The following is a 17,131-nucleotide window of genomic DNA, read 5'->3' on the forward strand; positions in this document are numbered from 1 at the left end:
AAGGTGACAAGTATAAAATTCAAAAAACTTATTGATTGACTATTTTTCATTCAAAATATATATCAAGGACTCACTATCGCCTGGTTTTTAAACAAAAACGAGCCCCTCAGGGCCCGTTTTTGTCTTTTCTGTGACTTACTGCACTGCCACAATATGATTATCTTTTACTTCAAGGTGTACCGTTTTCCCAGGAATCAGCTCTCCAGAGAGGATTTGCTGAGCCAGCGGGTTCTCTATTTGCTGCTGGATAGCGCGTTTCAACGGTCTTGCACCATATACCGGATCGTAACCATTCTCGCTAAGCAGCTTCAACGCATCTTCAGAGATAGTGACTTCATAGCCACGCTCTTCAAGGCGTTTATACAAACGCTGCAACTGAATCTGCGCAATAGAAGCAATGTGTTTCTCACCTAATGGGTGGAACACCACGACTTCATCTATACGGTTGACGAACTCCGGTCGGAAGTTCTGGCTAACAACACCAAGAATCAGATCCTTCATATGACCGTAGTCCAGCTCGCCGAAGCGCTCCTGAATTAAGTCAGAACCCAGGTTAGACGTCATAATCACAACCGTATTACGGAAGTCGACCGTTCTCCCCTGTCCATCAGTCAGACGTCCGTCGTCCAGCACTTGTAATAAGATGTTGAACACATCCGGGTGTGCCTTCTCAACTTCATCCAACAGAATGACAGAGTAAGGGCGACGACGAACAGCTTCTGTCAGATAACCACCCTCTTCGTAACCAACATATCCTGGAGGCGCACCGACCAAACGAGAGACCGAGTGTTTTTCCATAAACTCGGACATATCGATACGCACCATTGCGTCATCGCTATCAAACATAAAGTTTGCCAGCGTTTTGCACAGTTCAGTTTTACCCACACCGGTTGGCCCAAGGAACAGGAACGAACCAATCGGACGATTTGGGTCAGACAAACCGGCACGGCTACGACGAATTGCGTTTGATACTGCTTCCACAGCTTCATTCTGCCCGATAACACGAGTATGAAGTTGTTGCTCCATTCTCAGCAGTTTGTCTCGTTCACCTTCCAGCATTCGAGCCACAGGGATCCCAGTCCAGCGTGCCAGCACTTCCGCAATTTCTGCCTCAGTTACTTTGTTACGCAGCAGCCGCATGGTTTTGCCTTCACTCTGGATTGCCGCCGCGAGCTGTTTCTCAAGCTCTGGAATCTTCCCATACTGCAATTCAGACATACGTGCCAGATCGCCTACGCGACGAGCCTGCTCAATGGCAATTTTTGCCTGTTCCAGTTCTGCTTTAATGGTCTGCTCACCAGAAAGGGACGCTTTCTCAGCTTTCCACTCTTCTTCTAGTGCTGAATACTCACGTTCTTTCTGCCCTAATTCTTCCTCAAGCATACTCAAACGTTTTTGGCTCGCTTCGTCAGACTCTTTCTTCAATGCCTGCTGTTCCAGTTTTAGCTGGATGATTCGGCGATCAAGACGGTCTAACTCTTCTGGCTTCGAGTCAATCTGCATACGAATGCTGGAAGCAGCTTCATCTATAAGGTCGATGGCTTTATCCGGCAACTGACGATCGGCAATATATCGATGCGATAAAGTCGCAGCCGCAACAATAGCCGGGTCAGTAATCTGCACATGGTGATGCAATTCGTAACGCTCTTTCAGCCCACGCAAAATTGCGATGGTGTCTTCGACTGAAGGCTCGGCAACAAACACTTTCTGGAAGCGTCGCTCAAGCGCGGCATCCTTCTCTATATATTGACGATATTCATCAAGCGTTGTGGCGCCAACGCAGTGCAACTCACCGCGTGCCAGTGCAGGCTTAAGCATGTTACCAGCATCCATGGCACCATCGGCTTTACCTGCGCCCACCATAGTGTGCAGCTCGTCAATAAATAGAATGACGTTACCTTCCTGCTTAGAAAGGTCGTTCAGCACACCTTTAAGACGCTCTTCAAATTCACCACGATATTTTGCGCCCGCCACCAGCGAACCCATATCAAGCGCCAGTACGCGACGCCCTTTCAACCCTTCAGGCACTTCACCGTTAATAATGCGTTGCGCCAGGCCTTCAACAATGGCTGTTTTACCAACACCTGGTTCACCGATGAGTACCGGGTTGTTTTTGGTACGCCGTTGCAATACTTGAATAGTGCGGCGAATTTCTTCATCACGGCCAATCACTGGATCAAGCTTGCCCTGTTCTGCACGCTCAGTCAGATCGACGGTATATTTTTTCAATGCCTGACGTTGGTCTTCAGCACCCTGGTCATTCACGTTTTCGCCTCCACGCATTTGTTCAATTGCTGCTGTCACATTTGCCGTGGTAGCACCTGCTGATTTCAATAAATCAGTTAATGTTCCGCGCGATTCAAGTGCTGCCAGAACAAATAACTCAGACGAAATGAAGTTGTCATTTCGTTTTTGCGCCAGTTTGTCACACAGGTTTAATGCACGGACTAAATCCTGCGAAGGCTGGACGTCACCGCCCGTTCCTTCAACTTGTGGTAAACGGCTTAAAGCTTGCTCGATATCCGTACGTAGCTTGCCAGCATTAACGCCGGCAGAGGTCAGTAACGGACGCACAGATCCGCCTTCCTGATTAAGCAGTGCGCTCATCAAGTGAAGGGGTTCGATAAATTGGTTGTCTTGCCCGAGAGCTAAGGATTGGGCATCAGCGAGAGCAAGCTGGAATTTATTAGTAAGACGATCCAGACGCATAACTCCTCCCATATACAGGTCAAATTTGCTACTGGAGATTAAATGAGGTCATCCCTCAATTATTCAAGGTTAATGACCTGAAATATTTGGAGCGTTAGTTACCCGCACTGGATCGTCTTGATTCGATAGGTTATATCAGCCAAATGAAACTTGCCATACGGCCTGTGGTTCTGTCGCGTCGATATGAGAAAAAATCACCCGCTTCGCTGTAAGTGCAACGGTCACCACCATAAATATGGTTAATGCCCGCGGCAGACAAGCGTTGGCGTGCCAACGTGTAGATGTCAGCGAGGTATTTTTCCCCTGACGGACGAAATGCGCTATCAGCCTGAAGATCTTTAGCCATAAACGCTTCACGCACTTCCAGGCCAACTTCAAATGCTTCAGGGCCGATAGCCGGGCCAAGCCACGCGAAGATATTTTCTGGTGCATCTTTAAAGCAGGCGATGGTTTCTTCAAGCACACCTTCACACAAACCACGCCATCCCGCATGAGCAGCAGCAACCTCAGTTCCTGCCTTATTACAGAATAGCACTGGCAAGCAATCTGCAGTCATTACTGCACAAACGGTGCCCGGCGTTGAGCTATAAGAAGCATCAGCGCGCTTAGACAAATATGGCCCGCCCGTGAGTTTCAACACTTCTTTGCCGTGTACTTGCTCTAACCAAACAGGTTTCGAGGGCAACGAGGCAGCAGCGTAAAAAAGACGGCGATTTTCTTCGACATCATCCAGGTTATCACCGCAGTGGGCTCCCAGATTAAGCGAATCGTAAGGCGGTTGACTCACACCGCCAATACGTGTCGAACTGCAAGCAGCCACTCCTTCAGGAAGCGGCCAATGCGGGACGATCAATTTGCTCATAGCCAGTCCAGTTGATCCTTATGAATTTCTGTATCAGCACGTAATGCTTCAATCAGCTCAACCATATCCTGAGGAATCGGCGCATGCCACTCCATCAACATACCGCTGATCGGATGGTGAAGACGCAGCATAGTTGCATGAAGAGCCTGACGGTCAAACTTACGCAGCACCCTAACAAACTCTTCCGACGCACCTTTTGGCGGGCGTGGACGTCCACCATAAAGCTGATCGCCAACTAATGGATGAGTGATATGCGCCATGTGCACACGAATCTGGTGAGTACGACCTGTTTCCAGACGCAAACGTAGACGAGTGTGCACACGGAAATGTTCCATGATTCGGTAATGCGTGACCGCTGGCTTACCCATCGGATGCACAGCCATATGGGTGCGCTTGGTAGAATGGCGGCTGATTGGCTCGTCTACCGTTCCCCCGGCGGTCATATGACCAATCGCAACTGCTTCATACTCACGCGTGATTTCACGTAATTGCAAAGCCTCAACCAAGTGAGTTTGCGCAGGAACAGTTTTCGCAACGACCATCAAACCAGTCGTGTCTTTATCCAGACGATGCACGATACCCGCACGCGGTACATCAGCAATCGGTGGGTAGTAATGCAATAGTGCATTCAGGACGGTCCCGTCAGGGTTACCCGCACCAGGATGCACAACGAAATCACGCGGTTTGTTAATCACCAGAATATCGTCATCTTCATAGACGATATTGAGCGGGATATCTTGTGGTTCCCAGCGCGCTTCCTCTTCGATTTCAGCATTGATAGTGACGCTTTCGCCACCCAATACTTTCTCTTTCGGCTTGTCGCTGATAGTGCCATTGACCAGCACACGCTGATCAATAATCCATTCTTTTATACGCGAACGTGAATAATCCGGGAACAATTCGGCCAAAGCTTGATCTAAGCGTTGACCGAGTTGAGATTCGGAGACAGTTGCGGTGAGTTGTACTAGTTGTGCCATAGACAGCTTCTTCGTTAACGTTGGGTTTTACGGCAATGCCGTTTAATATAGTGTGCTATTGTAGCTGGTCTTTATCGGGAGCTGGTACTGCGAGCCTCCCGGATAACATTCTGAGGAAAGTCAAAACGTCATGACGCGTATGAAATATCTGGTGGCAGCAGCCACGTTGAGCCTGGCATTGGCTGGTTGCTCCAGTTCCAAGGATGAGGTTCCTGATAATCCACCTTCTGAGATCTATGCGACTGCGCAGCAAAAGTTGCAGGACGGTAACTTTAAAGCGGCGATAACGCAACTGGAAGCGCTGGATAACCGTTATCCGTTCGGGCCTTACTCGCAGCAAGTGCAGTTAGATCTTATTTACGCTTATTATAAGAACGCTGATTTGCCACTGGCTCAGGCAGCGATTGACCGCTTTATGCGCCTTAATCCTACCCATCCAAACATTGACTACGTACTTTACATGCGTGGTCTGACGGACATGGCGTTGGATGATAGCGCATTACAAGGCTTCTTTGGCGTCGATCGTTCAGACCGAGATCCAGCTCATGCACGTGATGCTTTCAACGATTTCTCTAAGCTGGTTCGTGGTTATCCGAACAGCCAGTATGTCACCGATGCCACCAAGCGTCTGGTGTTCCTGAAAGATCGTTTAGCGAAATATGAGCTTTCAGTGGCGCAATACTACACTAAACGCGGCGCGTGGGTTGCAGTAGTTAACCGTGTCGAAGGAATGTTGCGTGATTTCCCTGATACTCAGGCCACTCGTGATGCTCTGAAGCTGATGGAAAATGCTTACCGTGAAATGCAAATGCCAGCCCAGGCTGACAAAGTTGCAAAAATTATCGCGGCTAATAGCAACAACACCTGATTCACCAATTTATCAAAACAAAATGGCAGCCCTATGGCTGCCATTTTTATTGCCTGAAATACGTAAACTGAAACGGTTTAGCGTCAAGTCATCCAATCAAATATGGACGCTATTTCTCACTTCCACAAGCTTTAAAAACAGAGATCCTGTCCTGCCTCACAAAAAGGGTTTACTGACAAAAAGTGACAAAATAATGTGATTTGCATCACACATTTTGACATTCAGAAAGGTATGCTGGAGTTACCAAGACGGGAATGACAAGAGGTAACTTTATGACAATGAACATTACCAGCAAACAAATGGAAATCACCCCAGCTATTCGTCAGCACGTCGCAGACCGTCTAACAAAACTGGACAAGTGGCAAACTCATCTAATTAATCCACACATTGTTTTGTCCAAAGAACCGAAAGGTTTCGTGGCTGATGCCACCATTAATACGCCAAATGGCCAGCTCGTAGCGAGCGCCAAACACGATGATATGTATACGGCTATCAACGATTTGATCAACAAACTGGAGCGGCAGTTGAATAAAGTGCAACACAAGGGTGAAGCGCGTCGCACAGCAGGTTCAGTGAAAGACGTTGCTATCGCGGAAATTGAAGAAGAGTAATCAGTTCGCTTTATCAAACTCAACGCGCCTCCGGGCGCGTTTTTTATTGACAGAGCGAAAACAGACCGAGTACCTTACTTGTCTGACTTATCAGGAATCACCCATGAAACTATTTCCGTTTTTCTTCGCATTCTTTTTTACCTTCCCCTGAATGGGAGGCAATTCGTCGTGTGATAAAGAATGCGAAGACGAACAAACAAGCCTCCCGAAACCCGGGAGGCTTTTTTTATGGAATTCGAAAAGGTAGCGATATGAGTGAGACAAACCCATTGCTGGCACTGCGCGACAAAATTAGCGCCCTGGATGTAAAACTGCTGGCATTGCTGGCGGAGCGTCGCTTATTAGCTGTAGAAGTCGGAAAAGCTAAACTTGCCACTCACCGCCCGGTACGAGATATTGACCGCGAGCGTGATTTACTGGAGCGCCTGATTACTCTTGGCAAAACGCATAATCTGGACGCTCATTACATTACTCGCTTGTTCCAGTTGATCATTGAAGATTCGGTTCTGACTCAGCAAACGCTACTTCAGCAGCATCTGAATAAAACCAATCCGCAATCTGCCCGAATTGCTTTCCTTGGCCCTAAAGGCTCTTATTCTCATCTCGCTGCTCGTCAGTATGCCGCCAGACATTTTGAACAATTTATTGAAAGCGGCTGTGCAAAATTTCATGACATCTTTAATCAGGTCGAAACCGGTCAAGCCGATTACGCAGTCGTGCCACTAGAGAACACCAGTTCTGGTGCAATTAACGATGTCTATGATTTGTTGCAGCACACCAGTTTATCCATCGTTGCCGAGATGACTGTGCCCATAGATCACTGTGTGTTGGTTAAAGGTACGACGGATTTAGACACTATCCACACGGTGTATAGCCATCCGCAGCCTTTCCAGCAATGTAGCCAGTTCATCAATCGCTACCCAAACTGGAAAATTGAATATTGTGAGAGTACTTCTGCAGCGATGGAGAAGGTTGCTCAGGCGAACTCACCTCATGTCGCGGCATTAGGTAGCGAAGCAGGTGGCGCGCTGTATGGCTTACAAGTTCTGGAACGAAACCTGGCAAATCAGACGCAAAACATTACTCGCTTCATCGTACTGGCTCGCAAAGCCATTGAAGTAACAGACCAGGTTCCGGCGAAAACCACTCTGCTGATGGCGACAGGCCAACAAGCCGGTGCGCTGGTTGAAGCCCTGCTGGTGCTGCGAAACCACAACCTGATCATGACAAAACTGGAATCGAGGCCGATTAACGGTAACCCGTGGGAAGAGATGTTTTATCTGGATGTTCAGGCAAACCAGAACGATGAAGCAATGCATAAAGCCCTTCGCGAGCTGGGCGAAATCACCCGCTCAATGAAAGTACTTGGCTGTTATCCGAGTGAGAACGTGGTGCCTGTCGATCAGGTGTAACACTGGCAGTAAGCCAGCGTTATGCTGGCTTACTGATTTCTTTAAACTTCAGTTTTGGCATTCCCGCCACTGCGACTTTAATCGTAAAAATCGCGCCGGACAGTGGCCTTTCCGCGACTTCCGCATCTTCCATATTTTCTCGCGTAGTCGTGATGAATAACGTTCTCATATCATCGCCACCAAAACAGACCATCGTAGGGCAACGTACAGGCAGCTGATACTCTTCCAGTACATTTCCCGTTGGTGACAAGCGTGCAATACGGTAGCCATCAAATAACGCTGTCCAGTAACAACCTTCTTCGTCAATTGCAGCACCGTCAGGAATCCCCTCCCCCAACTCAAAACGTTTAAACACTTCACGCTTGCCCGGTTCACCATGTTCATCTAACGGAGTTCTGTAAATCACACGGTTAGGTGTGTCTGATGTGAACATCCATTTTTTATCTGCACTAAACGCCAGGCCATTGGCGCCATGGATATCATGCTGAATGACGTGCGGCGTCAAATCGTTATCCACGCGGCACAATAATGCCCCGTTGTAATCACCCGGTCCCCAAAATGTTCCGGCATAAAAACGCCCATCCCGGTCAGTTCCCCCATCATTAAAACGAGCTAATGCCGGGTTATTAGGGTTGTCACAGACTTTGCGAGTAATAAGCCCAGTGCGGTTAGTCAGATAAATTCCGCTTCGCAGCGCGACAATAAAACCGCCAGTTTCGCACAATGCAAAACATCCAACCTCTTCGGAAAACTGAATCACATCGTGTTTTTTGCTTTCGATGTTGTAGCGATGCATTTCATTTTCGAGAATATCCGTCCAGTAGAGGCAGTTTTCCTCAGCACTCCAGGTGGGGCATTCAGGTAAGTGACCGGTGTAATCGAACAGAACTTGCGGCTGAGCCATTTTTCTATCCTTCATTGCCAATAAAAAAAGCCATTAGGTTTCCCTGATGGCTTTAGATTATAAGACTATTTTGCAATTACGGTCGGCTATCATTCGCCTGGCGTAATAAAGTGCGGCTTTCACTCTGGAAGCGCTGCGCGTAATCACCAAACCAATGTTCGACTTTACGGAAGCTGTCGATGAACGCTTGTTTATCACCATGCTCAAGCAAGCCAATTGCCTCACCGAATCGCTTGTAGTAGCGCTTGATCAGCTCCAGATTGCTTTCGGAGGACATAATAATGTCAGCGTAAAGCTGTGGGTCCTGAGCGAATAAGCGCCCGACCATTGCCAGCTCCAGGCGATAAATCGGTGAAGAAAGCGCCAGCAACTGCTCAAGCTGAACATTTTCTTCGGCCAGGTGAAGACCATATGCAAAAGTTGCAAAGTGGCGCAACGCCTGAATGAACGCCATATTCTGGTCGTGTTCAACCGCCGTGGAGCGATGCAAACGCGCGCCCCAAACCTGAATCTGCTCCAGAAACCACTGATAGGCTTCCGGCTGGCGACCATCGCAATACACCACAACTTGCTTCGCAAGGCTCCCACTATCAGGCCCAAACATTGGGTGCAACCCGAGAACCGGGCCCTGATGTGCTGCCAGCATAGCTTGCAATGGACCGTTTTTTACCGAAGCCAGATCGACCAAAATACAGTCATTTGGCAATGGCGGGAGCTGCGCAATCACCTGTTCGGTGATATGAATCGGGACGCTGACAATCACCATGCCCGCATCAGCCATCAACTCTGGTGCTTTAGCCCAGTCTTCTTTTTCAAGAATTCGAACCTGATAGCCAGACAGCGTAAGCATTTTTTCAAACAAGCGCCCCATTTGCCCACCACCACCGACGATTACAACCGGGCGCAATGCAGGAAATAGCGTTTTAAAGCCTTTGTCATTCTCGCTTGAGTAAGACTCTCGCATTACGCGGCGCAGTACGTCTTCAATCAGATCTGGTGGAACACCTAACGCTTCAGCTTCTTTGCGGCGAGAAGCCAGCATCGCCGCTTCACGTTCCGGAACATAAATCGGTAACCCATACTGGCTTTTGACTTCGCCAACTTCCGCTACAAGTTCCAGGCGACGTGCCAGTAGTCCCAGCAACGCCTTATCCACTTCATCGATTTGATCGCGCAGCGCGGTCAATTCAGCCACCATAGTAAAACCTCTTATGCCTGACGCGCCGCAAGCGTACCGTTCAAATCCTGATGAATCTCACGCAGTAAAGTCTCTGTCGTTTCCCAATCGATGCAAGCATCAGTTACAGATACGCCATACTTCATTTCGCTGCGAGGTTGTTCTGAAGATTGATTACCCTCATGGATATTACTTTCAATCATCAGGCCAATAATCGAACGGTTACCATCTTTAATTTGAGCGACAGCTGATTCAGCTACACCCGGCTGGCGGCGGTAATCTTTGTTTGAATTGCCATGGCTGCAATCTATCATCAAGGCCGGGCGGAGTCCTGCCTGTTCCATCTCTTTTTCACACTGCGCGACATCTGCCGGGCTGTAGTTAGGTGCTTTGCCACCACGTAAAATCACGTGGCCATCAGGGTTACCTTGCGTCTGCAACAGGCAGACCTGGCCTGCCTGGTTGATACCGACAAAACGGTGTGGCATCGAAGCCGCACGCATTGCATTAATTGCGGTGCCCAGGCTGCCATCGGTACCATTTTTAAAACCAACTGGCATTGAAAGGCCAGAAGCCATTTCACGGTGAGTCTGGGACTCAGTGGTGCGCGCACCGATTGCAGACCAGCTGAACAGATCGCCCAAGTATTGCGGGCTATTAGGATCAAGCGCTTCGGTTGCCAGCGGCAGCCCCATGCTCACCAACTCTACAAGCAATTGACGAGCAATTTTCAAGCCGCCTTCGACATCAAACGAGCCATCCATATGTGGATCGTTGATAAGCCCTTTCCAGCCCACAGTCGTACGTGGCTTTTCAAAATAGACGCGCATCACGAGGTACAGACTATCGCTAACTTGTTCAGACAAGGTTTTAAAACGACGAGCATATTCAATCGCGGTTTCCGGGTCGTGGATTGAGCAAGGTCCACACACCACTAACAGACGAGGATCGCGGCCAGCGATAATGTTGGAAATCGTCTGACGGGACTGTTCGATCTGCGCTTCCTGAGCGGCGGTCAGCGGGAATTCCGCTTTCAGTTGATCCGGAGTGATTAATACCTGTTCGTCAGAAATATGAACGTTGTTCAGCGCGTCTTTTTGCATGATGGCGATCCTGTTAGCTCGTTTGCGATAGTCGTTTCCTCAGTGAGGATGGCACTACATTACCAGCTTTAGTAAAGATTGCAATCCATATTACGTAAACAATACGTTACACATACAAAATAATTGCCGTTTAAGGCACGTCAACACATAACAATCGTAAACAAAAATATACACAACGCATAAGCAAGCCAGTTTCCTGCACATTCATGCATTCTTTAAAAAATAACGTCATGGGGAACCATAACCACTCTATGCTCAGAGAATACCCTTTGAAATGGATATCGCCGCAATGCGTTACTTAGCTTTGATTCCTGTATTGTTATTAACTGGCTGTTATGTCGATCCCTATACCCATGCCCCAACGCCTGCCCCCACCGACTGGTATCAGGCTGGCTGGGATGATGCGATGTCGGGACAACCCATAAGAAGTAATACTGTCATTGCGCATTTGCATAACGATGAAAATGTTGACCGTGAAGAATGGTTAAAAGGTTATGCCGGTGGCCAGGAGCGGATTTGTGATCCTAAATTCTTAGAGATCCTTGGAGAAAGTGGAAAGTCGTTCCCAGCCAGCTGCGAAACACTTCCAGATGTAGCCGAGCGGCAAGCGCAATGGGAAAAAGCGAGTCGTAAAGGCTTTCAGGAATCCTTCATGCATTAAGCAAAAAAAGGGCTGCCAGATGGCAGCCCTTGATATGGATGTCGCGCTAGCGAAATCTTACTTAGTCAGACGCTCTTTAATACGAGCAGACTTACCAGTACGCTCACGCAGGTAGTACAGTTTAGCTTTACGAACGGCACCACGACGTTTAACAGTAATGCTGTCGATTACTGGGGAGTGAGTCTGGAATACACGCTCAACACCTTCGCCGTTGGAAATTTTACGAACAGTGAATGCAGAGTGCAGACCGCGGTTACGGATAGCGATAACCACGCCCTCAAATGCCTGCAGACGTTTTTTAGAACCTTCAACGACCCATACTTTCACTTCCACGGAATCACCCGGACGGAATGAAGGTACATCCTGTTTCATCTGTTCTTGTTCAATTTGCTTAATAATGTTGCTCATAATTTTGTCTCTTATCCTGGGTAAACTGATAATCGGGGGCTTACGCCATCCCATCATGTTTATGTTGCTGTATTTGCGTGTTCCCGTTGGAACTCCGCCAGCAACCTTGCTTGCTCTTCAGTCAGAGCCAGGTTTTCCAGAAGTTCAGGTCTTCTAAGCCAGGTACGGCCCAGCGACTGTTTCAGGCGCCACCGGCGAATCTGTTCATGGTTTCCCGACAGTAAAACTGGCGGAACCTCCATGCCTTCTAACACTTCAGGACGGGTATAGTGTGGGCAGTCCAACAATCCATCGGCAAACGAATCTTCGATTGCTGATGACTGATGCCCCAGGACTCCCGGAATAAACCGAGAAACTGAGTCAATCAGTACCATTGCTGGTAATTCACCACCACTGAGAACGTAATCGCCGATTGACCATTCTTCATCAATTTCGGTTTGGATTACGCGCTCATCTATCCCTTCGTAACGACCACAAACCAGAATTAACTTCTCATTTGTTGCCAGTTCACTGACGCCTTCTTGATCAAGCTTGCGTCCCTGAGGTGACAGATAGATAACCTTAGCACCTTCCCCTGCCGCTGCTTTCGCTGCGTGGATGGCTTCCCGCAAAGGATTTACCATCATGAGCATACCCGGTCCGCCGCCGTAAGGACGATCGTCCACGGTACGGTGCCGGTCATAAGTGAAGTCACGTGGACTCCAACTCTGGATGCTCAGCAGGCCATTTTTTACAGCCCGGCCAGTTACCCCGAAGTCGGTAATTGCGCGAAACATCTCTGGAAACAGGCTAACTACACCAATAAACACAAGCCAATCCCCATTACGCCGTCTTTTACCGTTTATCCGGAGGTTTTAAAAACCAGGATCCCAATCTACTTCAATCGTTTGAGTAGCGAGATCGACTTTCTTGATAACCTGCCCATCGAGGAACGGAACCAGCCGCTCCTTGATACCGAACGCATCTTTCAGGTTTGCCTTAATGACGAGAACGTCATTTGAGCCGGTTTCCATCATGTCGATGACTTTACCGAGCTGATATCCTTCAGTAGTGACAACCTGGCAACCCATAAGGTCTTTCCAGTAGTAGTCACCCTCTTCGAGATGAGGCAATTGCGTTGAATCGACGACAATTTCGCAATTAGTCAGAAGATTCGCAGCATCCCGATCATCAATACCTTTCAGTTTGATGACCAGATCCTGATTGTGGTGCTTCCAGCTTTCCAGCTGTACTTGCTGCCACTGACCCGCCTTCTGGATAAACCAGGGCTGATAGTCAAAAATGCTATCGGCGTCTTCGGTGGAGGAAAACACTCTGAGCCAACCACGAATCCCATAGCAGGAACCCATCTTGCCCAACACGATTGGGTTAACAGGAGCCTTTGCAGCGAGTTGATTGCTCATCATGACCACCGTGACAGATTAAGCTGCTTTTTTTGCTGCTTTGATCAGCGCAGATACGCGATCAGAAACGGTTGCGCCTTGGCCAACCCAATGCTCGATACGATCCAGATCCAGGCGAGTTGCCTCGTCTTTTTCACCAGCGATAGGGTTGAAGAAACCAACACGCTCGATGAAACGACCGTTACGTGCATTACGGCTGTCAGTAACAACAACCTGGTAGAACGGACGCTTTTTAGCGCCGTGACGTGCTAAACGAATAGTTACCATAACATCCTCTTTAGTGAATAAAACATCGGGCCCCATCGAGGGATGGAGCCCGGTGTCATATTAAAAGCCCGAAAATTTTACTCATTTCGGCGCAAAATGCAATCTAAATGAGCTTAACGACCTGGGAAACCTGGTGGCATCATACCTTTCATGCCACGCATCATTTTCGCCATTCCGCCTTTCTTCATCTTTTTCATCATGCGTTGCATGTCGTCAAACTGCTTGAGTAGACGGTTGACATCTTGCACCTGCATACCCGCACCCATCGCGATACGACGTTTACGTGAACCTTTGATAATCTCTGGCTGCGCACGCTCTTTGAGCGTCATGGAATTAATAATGGCTTCCATTCGCACCAGGACTTTGTCATCCATTTGCGACTTAACGTTATCCGGCAATTGCCCCATTCCTGGCAATTTGCTCATCATACTCGCCATGCCACCCATGTTTTTCATCTGCTTGAGCTGCTCAAGGAAATCGTTGAGATCAAACCCATCGCCCTTTTTCAGCTTGCTGGCTAATTTCTCAGCCTGAGCACGGTCAACTTTGCTCTCAATATCTTCGATAAGCGACAGAACATCGCCCATCCCCAGAATACGGGAAGCAATACGATCCGGGTGGAAAGGCTCCAGCGCTTCCGTTTTCTCACCCACACCGAGGAATTTAATCGGCTTGCCGGTGATATGTCGGATAGACAGTGCCGCACCGCCACGCGCATCACCATCGACTTTCGTCAGTACGACGCCGGTCAGCGGTAATGCTTCGTTAAAGGCTTTAGCTGTATTTGCCGCATCCTGGCCGGTCATTGCGTCAACAACAAACAGGGTTTCAACTGGGTTAATCGCAGCATGAACCTGTTTGATTTCGTCCATCATCGCTTCATCGACGTGTAAGCGACCGGCGGTATCCACCAGCAGTACGTCGAAGAATTTCAGCTTCGCTTCTTTCAGCGCCGCATTTACGATATCAACTGGCTTTTGCCCGACATCGGACGGGAAGAAATCGACACCGACTTGTTCAGCCAGCGTTTCCAACTGTTTGATCGCCGCAGGGCGATAAACGTCGGCAGAAACCACCAGCACTTTTTTCTTGTGCTTCTCACGTAGGAATTTACCTAACTTACCTACGCTTGTGGTTTTACCCGCACCTTGCAAACCCGCCATCAGCACAACGGCTGGCGGCTGTGCTGCAAGATTCAGGCTCGCATTCTCTTCGCCCATCGCTGCAACAAGTTCGGCGCGAACGATTTTGACGAACTCCTGACCCGGAGTCAGGCTTTTGTTAACTTCATGACCAACCGCTTTTTCTTTTACGCGGCTGATAAAGTCACGCACAACCGGCAGCGCAACGTCCGCTTCCAGCAATGCCATGCGCACTTCGCGCAGTGTTTCTTTTACATTCTCTTCAGTCAGCCGCCCGCGGCCGCTGATATTGCGCAGTGTGCGCGACAGACGGTCAGTTAAATTATCAAACATTGTCTTTTGCCTAACGTGGTAACTTAGGGCCGCGGTACGCGACACAAAACAGAATTTGGCGGATTATACCATGAAGCCGCGTTTGGTGTGATGCAACGGTTAGAGTTGGAGCAGGCGGCAGGTAACGTTATACTGTTTTTTTTCTTCTCTGGCTAATTGACCGACACTTTATATGCCTGTTTTCGCAATCCTTGCGCTTGTAGCCTATTCCTGCAGCCTCGCGCTGATCATCCCGGGCCTGCTGACAAAAAACAGTGGGTGGCGCCGTTTCGCCATTATATCGGCCGTCATAGCGCTGGTAAGCCATGGCGTGGCCCTTGAAGCACGTATTTTTAATGCCGATGGAGGTCAGAACCTCAGCTTGCTCAACGTCGGTTCGCTTGTCAGTTTGATGATATGTACCGTGATGACCATTGTGGCATCACGCAATCGCGGCTGGCTGCTGTTACCGATTGTTTACGCTTTCGCCTTAATCAATCTGGCACTTGCCACCTTTATGCCTAACGAATTCATCACACGCCTTGAAGCTACACCAGGTATGATGGTGCATATTGGTTTGTCACTCTTTGCCTATGCCACGCTGATTATCGCCGCTCTTTACGCGTTGCAACTCGCCTGGATTGATTATCAGCTCAAGAACAAAAAACTCGCCTTCCGTGCTGAAATGCCGCCGTTGATGAGTATTGAGCGCAAAATGTTTCACATCACTCAAGTCGGCGTTGTACTGCTGACGTTAACCCTATGTACCGGTCTGTTTTATCTAAAAAATCTTTTCAGTCTGGAAAATGTCGACAAGGCGGTATTGTCGATTCTCGCGTGGTTTGTCTACATCGTTTTACTTTGGGGGCACTACCATGAAGGTTGGAGAGGCCGTCGTGTAGTCTGGTTTAACGTCGCTGGTGCTGCAATTTTGACACTCGCCTATTTTGGTAGCCGCGTCCTGCAACAATTTGTCGGCTAATGTTATCTTTTTAAAGGAACACCCTTTTGGAACAGATCTCAACGACTACGTTGATTGTCACATTGATCATCATGGTAGTCGTTTCAGCGTACTTCTCCGGCTCTGAAACCGGCATGATGACGCTTAACCGTTATAAGTTGCGTCATCTTGCCAAACAAGGCAATCGTGCAGCTAAACGGGTGGAAAAACTTCTTCGTAAACCAGACCGCCTGATCAGTCTGGTGTTAATTGGTAATAACCTCGTCAATATCCTCGCCTCAGCCATCGGCACCATTGTGGGTATGCGTTTATACGGTGATGCCGGTGTTGCTATCGCCACCGGCATTCTCACCTTTGTGGTGTTGGTTTTCGCCGAAGTATTGCCGAAAACCATTGCTGCTCTGTATCCGGAAAAAGTGGCTTTCCCAAGTAGTTTCCTACTAGGGCCATTGCAAATACTGATGATGCCGTTGGTTTGGTTACTTAACGTCATCACTCGCATGCTAATGCGTCTTATGGGGATCAAAAACGTCAGCACCGTAAGTAGCGCCCTTAACAAAGACGAATTACGTACTCTGGTACATGAGTCGCATTCGAAAATTTCCCGCCGCAACCAGGACATGCTGCTTTCCGTGCTCGATCTGGAAAAAATCAGTGTCGATGACATCATGGTGCCGCGAAATGAAATTGTTGGTATCAACATCAACGACGACTGGAAATCTATTGTTCGCCAACTGACACACTCCCCACACGGGCGCATCGTGCTGTACCGCGACACACTGGATGATGCCATCAGTATGCTGCGTGTGCGTGAAGCCTACCGTTTGATGACAGAAAAGCAGGAGTTCACCAAAGAAACTCTGCTACGTGCCTCTGACGAGATTTATTTCGTTCCCGAAGGGACACCGCTCAGCGTGCAGCTGGTTAAATTCCAGCGCAATAAAAAGAAAGTCGGTCTGGTCGTCGACGAATACGGTGATATTCAGGGTCTGGTCACAGTGGAAGACATTCTTGAAGAGATTGTCGGTGATTTCACTACTTCCATGTCACCAACGCTTGCTGAAGAAGTGACGCCGCAAAATGATGGTTCCGTGATTATTGAAGGCGGTGCTAACGTTCGTGAAATCAACAAAGCCTTCAACTGGACGCTGCCAGAAGACGAAGCCCGCACCGTAAACGGTATGCTACTTGAAGAGCTGCAGGAGATACCGGCTATCGACACTCGCGTGCGCTTAAGCAACTACGATATTGATATTCTTGATGTGCAAGACAACATGATTAAGCAAGTGCGGGTGACCCCGGTGACGCCGCTGCGACAAAGTGTTGAACAAAAGTATGACTAGTCCTGATATAC

General features: G+C 48.6%; 17 protein-coding genes, 1 pseudogene and 1 other annotated feature. Of the genes and pseudogenes, 7 read left to right on the forward strand and 11 right to left on the reverse strand.

Features of this window, described 5'->3' with window-relative positions; all coding sequences use genetic code 11:
- Positions 1 to 135 precede the first annotated feature (135 nt).
- From clpB to rluD, 3 genes are all read right to left on the reverse strand, one after another.
- On the reverse strand, positions 136 to 2,709 hold the full coding sequence (gene clpB / locus M979_RS12335) for an ATP-dependent chaperone ClpB (RefSeq protein WP_064555098.1): 2,574 nt from the start codon (positions 2,707 to 2,709) through the stop codon (positions 136 to 138).
- 130 nt (positions 2,710 to 2,839) lie between these two features.
- Entirely contained in the window at positions 2,840 to 3,571 is a 732-nt protein-coding gene (gene yfiH / locus M979_RS12340; protein WP_064555099.1) for a purine nucleoside phosphorylase YfiH, read from the reverse strand.
- Positions 3,568 to 4,548: a 23S rRNA pseudouridine(1911/1915/1917) synthase RluD gene (gene rluD, locus M979_RS12345; RefSeq protein ID WP_064555100.1), complete on the reverse strand. Its 981-nt coding sequence runs from the start codon at positions 4,546 to 4,548 to the stop codon at positions 3,568 to 3,570. The genes yfiH and rluD overlap by 4 nt, the downstream gene beginning before the upstream one ends.
- Before the next feature lie 130 nt (positions 4,549 to 4,678).
- On the opposite strand from rluD, the gene bamD reads away from it, so the two are divergent.
- From bamD to pheA, 4 genes are all read left to right on the forward strand, one after another.
- Positions 4,679 to 5,416, forward strand: coding sequence for an outer membrane protein assembly factor BamD (gene bamD, locus M979_RS12350; RefSeq protein WP_064555101.1), 738 nt, complete (start codon positions 4,679 to 4,681; stop codon positions 5,414 to 5,416).
- A gap of 272 nt (positions 5,417 to 5,688) precedes the next feature.
- Positions 5,689 to 6,027 carry a ribosome-associated translation inhibitor RaiA gene (gene raiA / locus M979_RS12355; RefSeq protein ID WP_034457302.1) on the forward strand — a complete coding sequence of 113 codons (339 nt, stop codon included), beginning with the start codon at positions 5,689 to 5,691 and terminating at the stop codon, positions 6,025 to 6,027.
- A 102-nt stretch (positions 6,028 to 6,129) separates the two neighbouring features.
- Positions 6,130 to 6,257, forward strand: a sequence feature (Phe leader region).
- Positions 6,131 to 6,178, forward strand: a complete 48-nt coding sequence (pheL, locus tag M979_RS23615; RefSeq protein WP_193216298.1) for a pheA operon leader peptide PheL — start codon at positions 6,131 to 6,133, stop codon at positions 6,176 to 6,178. Its footprint overlaps the feature before it by 48 nt.
- Positions 6,258 to 6,278: 21 nt before the next feature.
- Positions 6,279 to 7,439 (forward strand): bifunctional chorismate mutase/prephenate dehydratase, encoded by a 1,161-nt coding sequence (gene pheA / locus M979_RS12360; RefSeq protein WP_064555102.1) that lies wholly within the window; start codon positions 6,279 to 6,281, stop codon positions 7,437 to 7,439.
- 19 nt (positions 7,440 to 7,458) lie between these two features.
- Here the strand turns inward: pheA and M979_RS12365 are convergent, their stop codons facing one another.
- The 3 genes from M979_RS12365 to aroF all read right to left on the reverse strand — a co-directional run bounded on the left by M979_RS12365 (position 7,459) and on the right by aroF (position 10,623).
- Complete coding sequence (locus M979_RS12365; protein ID WP_064555103.1) at positions 7,459 to 8,343, reverse strand: SMP-30/gluconolactonase/LRE family protein; 885 nt, start codon at positions 8,341 to 8,343, stop codon at positions 7,459 to 7,461.
- A 76-nt stretch (positions 8,344 to 8,419) separates the two neighbouring features.
- Positions 8,420 to 9,541 (reverse strand): bifunctional chorismate mutase/prephenate dehydrogenase, encoded by a 1,122-nt coding sequence (gene tyrA, locus M979_RS12370; RefSeq protein WP_034457308.1) that lies wholly within the window; start codon positions 9,539 to 9,541, stop codon positions 8,420 to 8,422.
- A gap of 11 nt (positions 9,542 to 9,552) precedes the next feature.
- Positions 9,553 to 10,623 carry a 3-deoxy-7-phosphoheptulonate synthase AroF gene (gene aroF / locus M979_RS12375; protein ID WP_034457310.1) on the reverse strand — a complete coding sequence of 357 codons (1,071 nt, stop codon included), beginning with the start codon at positions 10,621 to 10,623 and terminating at the stop codon, positions 9,553 to 9,555.
- A gap of 274 nt (positions 10,624 to 10,897) precedes the next feature.
- On the opposite strand from aroF, the gene M979_RS12380 reads away from it, so the two are divergent.
- Complete coding sequence (locus tag M979_RS12380; protein WP_083963924.1) at positions 10,898 to 11,284, forward strand: DUF2799 domain-containing protein; 387 nt, start codon at positions 10,898 to 10,900, stop codon at positions 11,282 to 11,284.
- 57 nt (positions 11,285 to 11,341) lie between these two features.
- On the opposite strand, the gene rplS is transcribed toward M979_RS12380, so the two are convergent.
- The 5 genes and pseudogenes from rplS to ffh all read right to left on the reverse strand — a co-directional run bounded on the left by rplS (position 11,342) and on the right by ffh (position 14,837).
- Positions 11,342 to 11,692, reverse strand: coding sequence for a 50S ribosomal protein L19 (gene rplS, locus M979_RS12385; RefSeq protein ID WP_034457314.1), 351 nt, complete (start codon positions 11,690 to 11,692; stop codon positions 11,342 to 11,344).
- 40 nt (positions 11,693 to 11,732) lie between these two features.
- A pseudogene (trmD, locus tag M979_RS12390) lies at positions 11,733 to 12,501 on the reverse strand (tRNA (guanosine(37)-N1)-methyltransferase TrmD).
- Between the two features lie 45 nt (positions 12,502 to 12,546).
- Positions 12,547 to 13,095 (reverse strand): ribosome maturation factor RimM, encoded by a 549-nt coding sequence (gene rimM / locus M979_RS12395; protein ID WP_034457318.1) that lies wholly within the window; start codon positions 13,093 to 13,095, stop codon positions 12,547 to 12,549.
- Positions 13,096 to 13,113: 18 nt separating this feature from the next.
- Complete coding sequence (gene rpsP, locus M979_RS12400; protein WP_034457320.1) at positions 13,114 to 13,362, reverse strand: 30S ribosomal protein S16; 249 nt, start codon at positions 13,360 to 13,362, stop codon at positions 13,114 to 13,116.
- A 113-nt stretch (positions 13,363 to 13,475) separates the two neighbouring features.
- Positions 13,476 to 14,837, reverse strand: a complete 1,362-nt coding sequence (gene ffh / locus M979_RS12405; RefSeq protein ID WP_034457322.1) for a signal recognition particle protein — start codon at positions 14,835 to 14,837, stop codon at positions 13,476 to 13,478.
- 172 nt (positions 14,838 to 15,009) lie between these two features.
- On the opposite strand from ffh, the gene M979_RS12410 reads away from it, so the two are divergent.
- Positions 15,010 to 15,798, forward strand: a complete 789-nt coding sequence (locus M979_RS12410) for a cytochrome C assembly family protein (protein WP_064555105.1) — start codon at positions 15,010 to 15,012, stop codon at positions 15,796 to 15,798.
- Between the two features lie 26 nt (positions 15,799 to 15,824).
- Positions 15,825 to 17,120: an HlyC/CorC family transporter gene (locus M979_RS12415; RefSeq protein WP_064555106.1), complete on the forward strand. Its 1,296-nt coding sequence runs from the start codon at positions 15,825 to 15,827 to the stop codon at positions 17,118 to 17,120.
- The last annotated feature ends 11 nt before the right edge of the window (positions 17,121 to 17,131 follow it).

The sequence above is a fragment of the Buttiauxella noackiae ATCC 51607 genome (assembly GCF_001654865.1).
GTDB lineage: Bacteria > Pseudomonadota > Gammaproteobacteria > Enterobacterales > Enterobacteriaceae > Buttiauxella > Buttiauxella noackiae.